Consider the following 11,666-nt stretch of genomic DNA (forward strand, 5'->3'; position numbering starts at 1 on the left):
TCCGATGCTGTTCTCCCGCAGGCTCATGCTCGGCCTTGCCATGGTAGGCACCATGGCAGGCGCCCTCGCCGTCCCGGCCAAGGCCGAAGGTCCGACCGAGGTCGACCTGTTCTTCCCCGTCCCCGTCGACGGCAAGCTCGCCCGCGACATGGGCACCCTGATCAAGGAGTTCAACGAGACTCATCCCAACGTCAAGGCGACTGCCGTCTACACCGGCTCCTATGACGACACGCTGATCAAGACGCGCGCAGCGATCAAGGCCGGCAAGCCGCCGGCCGCCGTGATCATGTCGGCGAACTTCCTGCTCGACATGCAGATCGAGAACGAGCTCACCAATCTCGATGCGCTGATCAAGGCCGACGGCACCACCAAGGAGCAGTTCCTCGGCCAGTTCTTCCCGGCGCTGCACGGCAATGCCGTGATCAACCGCTCGGTCTACGGCGTGCCGTTCCACAACTCGACGCCGCTGCTCTACATCAACGCCGACAAGGCCAAGGAAGCGGGCCTTGATCCGAGCAAGCCGCCGCAGACCTGGGCCGAGGTCACCGACTGGGCCAAGAAGCTGACCAAGCGCGAGGGCGACAAGGTGACCCAATGGGGCATCGCGATCCCCTGCGCCTACGACTATTGCGGCTGGATGATGGAAACGCTCACCATGAGCAATGGCGGCCGCTACTACAACGAGGAGTTCGGCGGCGAGGTCTATTACGACACGCCCTCGATGCTGGGTGCACTGACCTGGTGGAACGACCTCATCTACAAGCACAAGGTCCACACGCCCGGCGCTACGCCCGGCCCTGCCGTGAGCACCTCCTTCATCTCGGGCAATGCCGCGATGATGATGCTGTCGACGGGCTCGCTCACCTACGTGCGCGACAACGCCAAGTTCGCCTACAAGGTCGCCTTCATCCCGCGCAACGTCCGCAACGCGGTGCCGATCGGCGGCGCTTCGCTGATCATGCCGGCCGGGTTAGAGGCCGACAAGCAGAAGGCCGCCTGGACGCTGATCAAGTGGATGACTTCGCCGGAGAAGAGCGGCTGGTGGAGCCGCGCCACCGGCTATTTCGCGCCGAACATGGCCGCGTACAAGACGCCGGAGATGGTCGAATTCCTGGGCAAGAACCCGGACGCCAAGACCGCCGTCGAGCAGCTCGACGTCGCAAAGCCGTGGTTTGCGACCTACAAGACCGTGCCGGTGCGCAAGAACCTCGAGGACGAGGTGATGCTGGTCCTCAACGGCAAGAAGCAGCCGAAGGAAGCCCTCGCCGCCGCCCAGAAGGCCGCCGACGAGACGCTGAAGCCGTACAATGCGGAGACGTCGCTCAAGCTGCCGTAAGGAGCTGTACGATTTCGAACCGAATACGCATCTCGTAGGGTGGGCAAAGGCGCATAGCGCCGTGCCCACCGTCTACCTCTCAACTCTGTTGATCGATGGTGGGCACGCTTCGCTTTGCCCCACCCTACGAAGCACCGCTCACGAAAGACACTTCATCAGATCGTCACCACGATCTTACCGAACTGATCGTTCGATTCCAGGAAGCGATGCGCTTCGACGATGTCCTCGAAGCGGAACGTCCTAGCGATGACCGGCTGCAACGTGCGATCCGACAGCCCGTCGAGAATGAACGCCTTGGCCTGCGCAAGGCGCGCCGGATCGCGGATGATCTCGTGCACGAGGTAGCCGCGCAACACCAGGCTCTTCGTCAACACGTTGAAGAGCGGAAACGGCGTCGGCTCAGGACTCAATCCACCATATTCGATCAGGATTCCGCCCGGCGACATGGTCGCGGTCAGCGGCTCGAACGCGGGACCACCGACGGCGTCGAAGACGACGCGGACCCCGTTAGATCCGGCGATCGCCTCCAGCCGCGCCCGAATGTCGTCTTCGTCCGAGGCGACGACATGGGCCGCGCCGGCATCGCGCAAGGCCCCAAGCTTGGCCGAGGTCCGCGTCACCGCGACCGCCGTCGCGCCGACCCGGTTCGCAATCTGAATCGCCGCAATCCCGACGCTGCTGGATGCAGCGGTGATGGCGACGATGTCCCCTCGACCAAGCCGGGCGATGTCGACCAAAGCGCCGTAGGCCGTCAGATACTGCATCCAAACGGCCGCCGCCTTCTTGAAGCCGAGCTCCGGCGGATGTTTCACGACGAGTTCGGCCGGAAAGTTCGCGAGCTCGGCATAGGCCGGCCATCTTACCATCGACAGCGGCGGCACGATGCTCACGATATCGCCCGGCACAAAGCTCGTCACATCGTCCCCGACCGCTTCGACGATGCCGGCCGCCTCGAGACCCAGCCCAGATGGAAATGTCGCGCGCTCGATATAGGTCCCCCCTCGCAACAAGGCCTCGGCGCGATTGAGGCCGAGTGACTTGACCCGGATCTGCACCTCGCCCGTCGCCGGTGGCGGAACATCGATGGCTTCGATGCGCAGCACGTCGGGACCGCCATGGTGATGAAAGCGAACGGCGCGGGCCATGGATGCACTCCAAAACAGTTGAACTGAATAGAGCTATGCCGATCCGTGCGAAGAGGATAAATCGCCCAAGCAAGCCAACAGTCGAAACCAGGAGTTTTCAATCATGGATCGCCTGACCAGCATGGCCGTCTTCGTCAGGGCCGTCGATCTCGGCTCGTTCGCGGCTGCGGCCGATGCCCTGGAGATGTCGGGGCCGATGGTCGGCAAGCACGTCCGTTCCCTCGAAGAGCGCCTCGGGGCACGGCTCCTCAACCGCACCACGCGGCGCCAGAGCCTGACCGACGCCGGCCAAGCCTACTACGAACGCTGCCGCGCGGTGCTGAGCGAGGCCGAAGCCGCAGATAGCGTCGTTGCCGACCAGTTGTCGGAGCCGCGCGGCAGGCTGCGCGTCACCATGCCGGCCCTGCTGGGACGGCACTGCATTGCGCCGTTGCTGATCAAGCTCGCGCGGAAATATCCGCATCTCGAACTCGACCTCTCGTTCGGCGATCCGATTGCCGACATCGTCGAGGCCGGCTACGATCTGGCAATCCGAACCGGCGATCTCGACGACCAGTCCGGCCTGATCGCACGGCGCATCGCAAGCCAGCGCATGGTGGTATGTGGCGCGCGGTCGTATTTGCGCACGAGCGGCAGGCCGAAATCGCTCGACGACCTCGCCGCCCATCAAGCGATCATCTATCGCGGCTCAGGGCGTGTCCGGCCCTGGCTCTTTCCGCAGGACGGCGGGCCTCAGCGCGAGATCATGCCATCGGGCCGGCTCCGACTCGACGACCTGGAGGCGATTGCCGATGCCGCGGCACAAGGCATGGGTCTCGCCTGGCTACCCTATTGGCTGGTCCGCGAACGCCTCGACACGGGTGCGCTGGTCAATCTCTTCAGCAATCAGCCCCAATTCCTCTACGAGTGCCACGCTCTCTGGCCGCGCTCACCCCGGCTGCCGCCGAAGGTGCGCGCTGCCGTGGACATCCTCGCGACCGGCTTGCCGAAGCTGATGACGTGACCATGGCTGCGCCCAATTAACTCCTCGTCCACCATCCGCCCCGGCCCGCCGCCGGTAACCATCGCAATTAACAGACCCTCAACGCACCCCCGACAAATCTATCAATGTTTCTGGAGATTTCGCCGTGGATCTGTTGGTTTTCGAGTTCCTGGGATTGGCCTTGGTCGCCATGTGCGTGATCGTGGTGGCGCTGCCCTGCGCCCGCAAATCCTCGGACCGGATCCGTTACGAATAGGAATTTCGTCGGAAAGAGACGATTCCGGCCCGATGCAAGGCTCGAATTCGCTTAGAGCCCCTTGACATCACAGCACTTTCGGCGGAACGGCTGATACCAAGTGTCATGGGCCGTTCATGGATTTAATTACCACCACCGCTGACCTCGCGGCTGCCTGCAGCCGGCTGGCCAAGCACCCCGTCATAACAGTCGATACCGAATTCCTGCGCGAGACCACTTACTACCCGCTGCTGTGCGTGGTGCAGATGGCCAGCGCCGAGGAAGCCGTGGTCATCGACACCCTGGCCGAGGGGATCGATCTCAAGCCGTTCTTCGAGCTGATGGGCAACGAGGGCGTGCTCAAGGTGTTTCACGCCGCCCGCCAGGACATTGAGATCATCTGGCACCAGGCGGGCATCATCCCGCACCCGGTGTTCGACACCCAGGTGGCTGCGATGGTGCTCGGTTACGGCGACAGCATCGCCTATGACGCGCTGGTCGAGAAGGTCACCGGCCACCGCCCGGACAAGACCCACCGCTTCACCGACTGGTCGCGCCGGCCGCTAACCAAGGAGCAGATGCATTACGCGGTCTCCGACGTCACCCATCTGCGCGACGTGTTCGCCGCGCTCGACGCCGACCTGAAGAAGCGCCGCCGCAGCGAATGGGTCTCCATCGAGATGGAGGTCCTGACCTCGCCCCGCACCTATGACTTCCATCCCGAGCGCGCCTGGGAGCGGCTGAAGACGCGGGTCCGCAAGCCCAAGGACCTCGCGGTGCTGATGGAGGTCGCGGCCTGGCGCGAACAGGAGGCGCAGAGCCGCGACGTGCCGCGCGGCCGCGTGCTGCGCGACGAAGCCGTCACCGACATCGCGACCCACGCGCCGACCACGCTGGAGAAGCTCGCCCATCTGCGCTCGGTGCCGAAGGGGTTCGAGAAATCCAAATGGGGCGCGGACATCATCGCAGCGGTCGAGCGCGGGCTGGCGCGGGACTTCTCGAAGCTGCCCAAGCTGGAGAAACCGCGCAACAATTCCAACGGCGCCGCCATCGTCGAGCTGTTGAAGGTGCTGTTGCGGATGACCGCCGAGCGCCACGCAGTCGCAAGCAAGGTGATCGCGACCGTCGACGATCTCGAAGAGATCGCGGCGGACGATGAGGCCGACGTGCCCGCCTTGCGCGGTTGGCGCCGCGAGCTGTTCGGCGACGCCGCGCTGAAGCTCAAGCGCGGCGAGCTCGCGCTCGCGATCGAGAAAGGCCGCGTGATCGGGGTGCAGCGGGCGTAGGGGCACGCTGTCGCGCCGATTTCCCGTCATTGCGAGCCAACGGGTCCGCACGAAGCGCGGCCCGATGACAGGTTCAGGGAAGCAATCCAGAATCCCTCGTCGGAAACAGTCTGGATTGCTTCGTCGCAAGAGCTCCTCGCAATGACGATGGAGAGAGCGACGGAGCCCTACGCCGGCGTCAGCTTCGCCACTTCGCTCTTCATGTCGTTCAGCACGCCGGAGATCGCGTCCACCAGTTCGTCGATCTGGGTCTTGGTCGTGATCAGCGGCGGGCAGATGGCGATGGCATCGAGCATGTTGCGCGAGATCACGCCACGCTCCTGGAGCATGCGGCTGGCGATGCCGCCGACGGCGCCCGGCGTCGTGGCGGCGGTCTTGCGCGCCTTGTCGAGCACGAGCTCGAGCGCGGCAATCATGCCGACGCCGCGAACCTCGCCGACCAGCGGGTGGCTGGCGAGTTCACGCAAGCGGCCCTGCATGTAGCCACCGAGCTCGGCCGCGTGTGCGACGAGGCCGCGCTCCTCGATGATCTTGAGGTTCTCCAGCGCAATCGCCGAGCCGACCGGATGGCCGCCCGCGGTGAAGCCGTGGCCGAGCACGCCGATCTTGTTGCTCTCGTCCGCGATCGGCTCGAACATGCGGTCGTTCAGGATGATCGCCGAGAGCGGGAAATAGCTCGATGTGATCTGCTTGGAGACGACGATCGCATCGGGCTTGATGCCGTAGGTCTCGCAGCCGAACATCTTGCCAGTGCGGCCGAAACCGCAGATCACCTCGTCGGCGACCAGGAGGATGTCGTACTTCTTCAGGACCTTCTGGATCTTGTCCCAATAGGTCGCCGGCGGCACCACGACACCGCCCGCCCCCATCACCGGCTCGCCGAAGAACGCCGCGATCGTATCCGGCCCTTCCTTCTGGATCAGGGCGTCGAGCTCCTCGGCCCGGCGCGTGGCGAAGGCTTCCTCGCTCTCGCCCGGGGCGCCGTCCTTGTAGAAGTGCGGCGAGCCCGTATGCAGGATGTTCGGCAGCGGCAGGTCGAACGAGCGGTGGTTGTTCGGCAGGCCCGTGAGGCTGGCGGATGCGATGGTGACGCCGTGATAGGCACGCAGGCGGCTGATCACCTTCTTGCGCTGCGGTTGGCCGAGCGCATTGGAGCGATAGGCGATCAGCTTCAACACGGTGTCGTTCGCTTCCGAGCCGGAATTGGTGAAGAACACCTTGCTCATGGGCACCGGCGCGAGCGCGACCAGCTTCTCGGCGAGGTCGATCGAGGGACCGTGCGATTTGGCGGAGAACGTATGGTAGAACGGCAGCGCCTGCATCTGCTTGTGCGCCGCCTCGACCAGTCGCTTCTCGTTGAAGCCGAGCCCGACGCTCCACAGGCCCGCCATCGCTTCGAAATAGCGCTTGCCCGACGCGTCGAAGACGTAAGGCCCCTCGCCGCGCTCGATCACCAGCGGACCGGCCTGCTGATGCGTGCGCGCATTGGTGTAGGGATGGAGCTGATAGGCTACATCCCGGGCCTCTTGCGAATTGGGCAGCATGGACATTTGATGATCCCTAAAAACGTCACGCCGCCGGCGGGCCGGCGTCATCACTCGATGGCGAGTACTTGTCTCAAGTACTTGGCTATTGCCCCAACGCAAAACTTGCAATGCCAATTCGTCGGCGGCAAGCGCTCAGCAGCGATGCACAAAGCCGCATATGACAGGACCGTGGATCGCAGAACCCGGCTGGGCAGCTCTCACGCCGCGCCGTCGTCGTCCGCTTCGTCGGTGGCGGAAACGGCTTCCCTCACCTCCACCAGCGCCATCGAGAGCAAGTAGACCGTGGTAGGCAGCCCAAGCCTGCGCGCCTTCTCGGCGGCATGCGACAGATCGCTCGCCAGCTCCTTGAGCTCGTCTCCCCGCGACAATTCTCAACCCCATCGACCGACCGCGGCCGCCTACACCGCAACGGCGCCGCTGGTTCTGATCAGTTCGGCGCTGGACTGGACTGTAGCAAAATTCGCAATGACATCCACTACCGCATCCCGGTAGGCCGCGGCATCGTCCGTGCCCGGCTGCCGGCAAGCCACCGCGTCGGTGATCACATGGTAGCGATGACTGCGGTGAAACCCCTCGACGGCAGTGGCCAGGATGGTCTCGTCCAGGGAAAAGCCGATCAGGATGCAGCGTGTGGTGCGGATAGCGGACATGTGGCCGCCAAACCGCGACGAGCTGTAGGCGGACGGCAGCGGGTGCTCGAACGTCATCTCGCCCGGTTGTGGCCTGGTCTCCGCGATCCAATCGGTCAGCCTGGATGACGGATTGAACCAGGCCGCCTGCGCGATGCGCTTCAGATGCATCACCGGCCATAGATTGCTGCGCCACAGCGTCAGGAGTTCCAGGCAGCGCGCCGTCGTCACATCGCCGTCGCGGATGACGTGGCGGCGGCCGGGGGTCAGGTACTCGACCTGAAGATCCGCACAGACCAGGATCGGCGGATCATCGTGCATTGAAACCAGCATCGAGTTGCGCGCAGCTGCACCGGTTTCAGCGGTCGGCGAGCGCGAGGTCCCGCAGCGGCGAGGTCACCGCCCGCCCGGCCGAGGCATCGAGCACGCCAGGACGGTCCCAATCGCCCTCGGGACGAATGATCACATAGGGATCGCTGTCCAGCGTGATGGCGTCCGGGCCCGGCTCGATCTCCAGCAGCATCTCCGTGTAGGAGAAATCCGAGAACGTGATCTTGCGGTTGTGACCGAGCGGCTTAGCGCCGAAATGGGCCCAGAAATCGACCAGCCGGTCCTGCGCCTGGCCGTAGATCTTGCGAAAGCCCTTGCGCTTCACATAATCGACACTGGCCTGAACCAGCTTGAACGAGACGCGCGAGCGCCGATATTGGTGACGCACCGCAAGCCGCTCCACCTTGGCGAAATCGCCGAAGAAGCGCACCCGCAGGCAGCCCGCAGGCTCGTTGCCGACGAAGCCGATGAAATGCGCCGCGACCATGTCGTTGCCGTCGAACTCCTCCTCGAACGGACAATCCTGCTCGGCGAGGTAGACCGCCGAGCGGATGGCGGTCACCAGCATGAGATCGCTTGGGTCGCGCGCGAGGCGGATGGTGATGGCGCGGGAACAGGGCTTGGCGACTGGAATCCTAGTACCGTGCATCTGCAAAGCTCCTTGATTGGATGACCGCTCCCGGCATGCGCATCGGCTGTCGATGCCAGGGCCGCTCGTAGCACCAAAGGTCGGGCTGGAAGCTCGGGACGGGCGCAAAGCCTGTCGCCTTCATGATGTCGCGTCCGGCCACCGTTGACGGCTGCGCATAGCAATCCGCACCGCGAAACCTTATCTGCCGCAGATGAGCCGCGGCCTTGCCGAGACCGGCGATGCCGCGGCCCGTCGCCGCGATCGCCCAGATGTAGATGGCAGCGACGTCTTCGTCTGCCGATGCGAGATAACGCGTCTCGGGCGCGGTGAGGCAAATCTCGTCGAGCAGCAGCGCGTCATGTCCACGGTCATTGAGAAACAGGAAGGCCATGCCGCCGACGAGCTTGCCTTTGCGGCTGAATGTCAGGATGCTCTGGGGATCGAAGACGTAATATTTGGCAAGCTCCGCCGTCCCGATCTGCACACCCGGCACCAGCCGGTGCGCCATCTCCGAAAGCGCTCCAATTTCGGAAAATTGCGCACAGCGGACGTCGACGTCCGGGCTCAACGGCAAGGCATCGAAATCATGCCTTGCGGCAAACGTGCCCCTTTCCATACTCATGTCGCGCCTCTATCGTTCGAGGCTTTCATGCCCCGCTACGACGAGCTTAGCGGTTGGGGATCAGGAGTATGCAGCAGTTATTGCACCGGGGTGCTGCGATGATGCAGCACCGTGAAGAAGCCCTGGGCGCGTCCTGGGATGATTTGAAGCTGTTTTTAGCGTGCGCAAAATTTAAAAGTTTTCGGAATGCCGCCGAAGAGCTCGGCCTCACCTCCACCACGCTGATGCGCCGCATCGACCGGCTCGAGGAGAGCATTGGGTGCAAGCTGTTCCTGCGCGACCAGAGCGGGCTGACGCTCAGCGATGAAGGCGCCGCGATGATCGCCGACGTCACGCATATGGAGCGTCATGCCTTCAACGTCTTCCGCCGCGCCGCGCGGTCCTCGAACGACACCTCGGGCACCGTTCGCGTCGCGGTGACCGAGGGCCCCGGCAATTTCTGGATCCTGCCGCGGCTGATCGACTTCCAGAAGACCTACCGCAAGATCACGGTCGATCTGCGCTGCGCGATGGAGCAGGCCGACGTCGCGCGGCTCGAATCCGATATCGCCATCCAGCTCGAGCCGCCGACCAATCCCGATCTGATCGTCGCCAAGCTCGGCCGCCTCCACATCTATCCCTTCGTCTCCAAGGAGTATGAAAGCCTCTACGGCGTGCCGGCAACGCTCGCCGAATTGAACAATCACCGCATCATCAAGCAGAGCGCGCCGCAGGTCGACGACGGCGCCTATGCCCGCGTGCTCGGGCTGAAGTCGCTCGAAGGCATCGTCGGGATCAAGACCAATTCGTCGGTGGGCGTGCTCTACGCGGTGGAGCGCGGCGCCGGCATCGGCTTCCTGCCGACGGTGTCGATCGCGCTCGGTGCGCCGCTCGTTGCGGTCGATCTCGGCGTCAGCCATCACGCCGATCTCTGGCTCACCTATCACAAGGAGTTCCGCAGCTCCGAGCGGCACAAGATCGTGGTCGACTGGCTGAAGAAGATCTTCGACGCCAGGACCTATCCCTGCTTCCGCGACGAGTTCATCCATCCGAACGCGCTGGTGCCGATGATGACGGCGGCGCGCGAGGGCTTTGGCCTGGCGGGATACGTGGCGACGGCGCCGACTTAACGCAGGCGAGCGTCAACTCACCATTTGTATTCGAAGCCGAGCGTGCCCTGGTGCGAGGTGAGCTCTTTGCGGAATTTGCCGTCGTAATTGACGTAGAGCCTCGCCACGTTGGTCAGGCTGAGCGAAGCCGAGGCGCCGGCATCCGCGCCGTAACGGCTCTCGCCGATGCCGGGGACGATGATGTTCTGGGCGCCCAGGCTGACCTGGATGGTTCCGAGGTCTTGGTGGAAATTGTCGACGAACTTGCCGTAGGCCGAGAGGTCGAGGATTTTCTGGTCGATGATGAAGTAGCGGCCGACCTCGGCCCCGATCATGACGCGCGCGCGCGAGAGGGCCGACGAGCCGACGTTGAGCGGATCGAGCCCGCCGGTCTCCTGGAACGCAGCGCTGGTGGCGCGCACATATTCCAGCGCGCCCTTGGGCACGATGCGCATCTCGTCCTTGGTCCAGTAATAGCTGATCTCGGTCAGCGCGCCGTCCACGGCGGCGCGATAGCCCGCGGTCGCAAGGCCAAGGCCGGTATCGCGGCTGGAATGGACCTTGCCGAAGCCGTGCACCACCGCAAAGGCCCAGGTCCACGGGCCCTTGTCGACGGAGCCGCTGAAGCCGAGCTGGGTCAGATCGAGGGTTGCCGATTGCAGCGCCAGCGGCACGTCGATGTCGGTGTGGCTGTGGTCGACGGAGAATCCGATGTTGACGCCGGGTGCGAGCCGCGCGCCAAAGCCGGCAACGCCGCCGAAGGTCTTGCGCTTGTCGCCGACGAAGTCGCCTTGCGCATCGGTGCGGACCGAAAGGCCATAGCCCTCGAACCAGGTGCGGTAGCGCGGATCTTCCGCAGCCGCCGAGGCGCCGCCGCCGCCGGGATTGGTGCGGAACACACGGTTGACGCCGCCGGATGCCTGATTGCCGAGCCGCTCCAGGAAGCCCGAGCCGAAACTGAGCATGCTGTTGCCGGCTGACTGATTTTGATTGGTCGAGGTCGGCGACGGAATTGGGGTCGGTGACGGCGTGGGTGTCGGCGTGGGCGTCGGGGTCGGTGTGGGCGTGCTTTGCGCGAAGCCGGGCGTCACGGCCGCCATCGTCACGACCAGTGCAAACGCCATCGCGAGCGCAGCCACGATCCGACGGATGCGGGTGAGCCCGATCGTCTGCCGTGTCCCGGAGAGCTGCGCGGCGCAGCGCATGACGATGAATCCCGAAAGCGAAGTGGCGGCGCGCAAAAATGCAACAATGTCTGCGGCGCTTGCGACGATTTGTGCCGAACTGCCACGAGGGGTCAACCGGTTGGCGCATAACGGCCGAGGCTATTGCACCGATTGTGGTTCTGCTGCCACAGGTGGCAAACTTGCGCTTGACGGCACCCGGCTTGGTCTTGAAATCCGCGCGCGGCTTGCTAGCCGGCGAATTTCATGTTGCAATATCGGTCACAATCGGAATTGACCGTTTGCTGTGCGTTTCGCGACATTGCGCCTCAAGACTCGAACAGACTTCCGGGAGCCGTTTGTGGCGTGGCACGCGAAAAAGCGGCCGCGTCGTTTTTATATCTAGTGGAGGAGACGAGCGATGCCGCAAAAGGGCACCGTCAAATGGTTCAACCCGACAAAGGGCTATGGGTTCATCAAGCCGAATGGCAGCGACAAGGACGTGTTCGTCCACATCTCCGCCGTCGAGCGTGCCGGACTTTCCACCCTCAACGAGAACCAGGTGGTTGAATTCGACCTCGTGGAGAACCGCGGCAAGTCGTCCGCGGAGAATCTCAAGGTCTCCTGATCTTTCTCGCCGCAGGCGAGAGATCATGACGTTGCCCCCGGCTC

Annotated in this window: 13 protein-coding genes; 6 read left to right on the plus strand and 7 right to left on the minus strand. The window is 64.0% G+C overall.

The window, feature by feature from the left end:
• Positions 1-4: 4 nt before the first annotated feature.
• Positions 5-1,336: an ABC transporter substrate-binding protein gene (locus tag ACM43_RS36745; RefSeq protein WP_271546954.1), complete on the plus strand. Its 1,332-nt coding sequence runs from the start codon at positions 5-7 to the stop codon at positions 1,334-1,336.
• Positions 1,337-1,491: 155 nt separating this feature from the next.
• Here the strand turns inward: ACM43_RS36745 and ACM43_RS36750 are convergent, their stop codons facing one another.
• Positions 1,492-2,481, minus strand: coding sequence for a zinc-dependent alcohol dehydrogenase family protein (locus ACM43_RS36750; RefSeq protein ID WP_271546956.1), 990 nt, complete (start codon positions 2,479-2,481; stop codon positions 1,492-1,494).
• 103 nt (positions 2,482-2,584) lie between these two features.
• On the opposite strand from ACM43_RS36750, the gene ACM43_RS36755 reads away from it, so the two are divergent.
• Together ACM43_RS36755 and rnd are read left to right on the plus strand one after the other, a co-directional pair.
• On the plus strand, positions 2,585-3,484 hold the full coding sequence (locus ACM43_RS36755; protein ID WP_271546958.1) for a LysR family transcriptional regulator: 900 nt from the start codon (positions 2,585-2,587) through the stop codon (positions 3,482-3,484).
• Positions 3,485-3,835: 351 nt separating this feature from the next.
• Positions 3,836-4,984 (plus strand): ribonuclease D, encoded by a 1,149-nt coding sequence (rnd, locus tag ACM43_RS36760; RefSeq protein ID WP_036000537.1) that lies wholly within the window; start codon positions 3,836-3,838, stop codon positions 4,982-4,984.
• 167 nt (positions 4,985-5,151) lie between these two features.
• On the opposite strand, the gene ACM43_RS36765 is transcribed toward rnd, so the two are convergent.
• The 5 genes from ACM43_RS36765 to ACM43_RS36785 form a co-directional block, all read right to left on the minus strand.
• Positions 5,152-6,534, minus strand: coding sequence for an aspartate aminotransferase family protein (locus ACM43_RS36765; protein ID WP_225171261.1), 1,383 nt, complete (start codon positions 6,532-6,534; stop codon positions 5,152-5,154).
• A 194-nt stretch (positions 6,535-6,728) separates the two neighbouring features.
• Positions 6,729-6,899 (minus strand): hypothetical protein, encoded by a 171-nt coding sequence (locus ACM43_RS36770; protein ID WP_271546961.1) that lies wholly within the window; start codon positions 6,897-6,899, stop codon positions 6,729-6,731.
• A gap of 30 nt (positions 6,900-6,929) precedes the next feature.
• Positions 6,930-7,493: an isochorismatase family protein gene (locus ACM43_RS36775; protein ID WP_271546963.1), complete on the minus strand. Its 564-nt coding sequence runs from the start codon at positions 7,491-7,493 to the stop codon at positions 6,930-6,932.
• A gap of 25 nt (positions 7,494-7,518) precedes the next feature.
• Positions 7,519-8,139: a GNAT family N-acetyltransferase gene (locus ACM43_RS36780; protein WP_036000546.1), complete on the minus strand. Its 621-nt coding sequence runs from the start codon at positions 8,137-8,139 to the stop codon at positions 7,519-7,521.
• Positions 8,126-8,743, minus strand: coding sequence for a hypothetical protein (locus ACM43_RS36785; RefSeq protein WP_198399794.1), 618 nt, complete (start codon positions 8,741-8,743; stop codon positions 8,126-8,128). Before ACM43_RS36785 ends, ACM43_RS36780 begins: the two co-directional genes overlap by 14 nt.
• 68 nt (positions 8,744-8,811) lie before the next feature.
• Here ACM43_RS36785 and ACM43_RS36790 point away from each other — a divergent pair, with 68 nt between their 5' ends.
• Positions 8,812-9,852 (plus strand): LysR family transcriptional regulator, encoded by a 1,041-nt coding sequence (locus tag ACM43_RS36790; RefSeq protein ID WP_036000552.1) that lies wholly within the window; start codon positions 8,812-8,814, stop codon positions 9,850-9,852.
• 17 nt (positions 9,853-9,869) lie between these two features.
• On the opposite strand, the gene ACM43_RS36795 is transcribed toward ACM43_RS36790, so the two are convergent.
• Positions 9,870-11,036: an autotransporter outer membrane beta-barrel domain-containing protein gene (locus ACM43_RS36795; protein WP_271546966.1), complete on the minus strand. Its 1,167-nt coding sequence runs from the start codon at positions 11,034-11,036 to the stop codon at positions 9,870-9,872.
• On the opposite strand from ACM43_RS36795, the gene ACM43_RS36800 reads away from it, so the two are divergent.
• Complete coding sequence (locus ACM43_RS36800; protein ID WP_271546968.1) at positions 11,035-11,292, plus strand: hypothetical protein; 258 nt, start codon at positions 11,035-11,037, stop codon at positions 11,290-11,292. The genes ACM43_RS36795 and ACM43_RS36800 overlap by 2 nt on opposite strands.
• A gap of 123 nt (positions 11,293-11,415) precedes the next feature.
• Positions 11,416-11,622, plus strand: coding sequence for a cold-shock protein (locus tag ACM43_RS36805; protein WP_027576280.1), 207 nt, complete (start codon positions 11,416-11,418; stop codon positions 11,620-11,622).
• Positions 11,623-11,666 lie beyond the last annotated feature (44 nt).

It is taken from the genome of Bradyrhizobium sp. CCBAU 45321 (assembly GCF_028128975.1).
Lineage (GTDB): Bacteria > Pseudomonadota > Alphaproteobacteria > Rhizobiales > Xanthobacteraceae > Bradyrhizobium > Bradyrhizobium yuanmingense.

Excerpts from the sequence above, each read along its gene's own strand:
- ACM43_RS36745 (WP_271546954.1), top strand. The coding sequence starts at position 5 with ATGCTGTTCTCCCGCAGGCTCATGCTCGGCCTTGCCATGGTAGGCACC.
- ACM43_RS36750 (WP_271546956.1), bottom strand. The coding sequence starts at position 2,481 with ATGGCCCGCGCCGTTCGCTTTCATCACCATGGCGGTCCCGACGTGCTG.
- ACM43_RS36755 (WP_271546958.1), top strand. The coding sequence starts at position 2,585 with ATGGATCGCCTGACCAGCATGGCCGTCTTCGTCAGGGCCGTCGATCTC.
- rnd (WP_036000537.1), top strand. The coding sequence starts at position 3,836 with ATGGATTTAATTACCACCACCGCTGACCTCGCGGCTGCCTGCAGCCGG.
- ACM43_RS36765 (WP_225171261.1), bottom strand. The coding sequence starts at position 6,534 with ATGTCCATGCTGCCCAATTCGCAAGAGGCCCGGGATGTAGCCTATCAG.
- ACM43_RS36775 (WP_271546963.1), bottom strand. The coding sequence starts at position 7,493 with ATGCTGGTTTCAATGCACGATGATCCGCCGATCCTGGTCTGTGCGGAT.
- ACM43_RS36780 (WP_036000546.1), bottom strand. The coding sequence starts at position 8,139 with ATGCACGGTACTAGGATTCCAGTCGCCAAGCCCTGTTCCCGCGCCATC.
- ACM43_RS36785 (WP_198399794.1), bottom strand. The coding sequence starts at position 8,743 with ATGAGTATGGAAAGGGGCACGTTTGCCGCAAGGCATGATTTCGATGCC.
- ACM43_RS36790 (WP_036000552.1), top strand. The coding sequence starts at position 8,812 with ATGCAGCAGTTATTGCACCGGGGTGCTGCGATGATGCAGCACCGTGAA.
- ACM43_RS36800 (WP_271546968.1), top strand. The coding sequence starts at position 11,035 with ATGACGATGAATCCCGAAAGCGAAGTGGCGGCGCGCAAAAATGCAACA.
- ACM43_RS36795 (WP_271546966.1), bottom strand. The coding sequence starts at position 11,036 with ATGCGCTGCGCCGCGCAGCTCTCCGGGACACGGCAGACGATCGGGCTC.
- ACM43_RS36805 (WP_027576280.1), top strand. The coding sequence starts at position 11,416 with ATGCCGCAAAAGGGCACCGTCAAATGGTTCAACCCGACAAAGGGCTAT.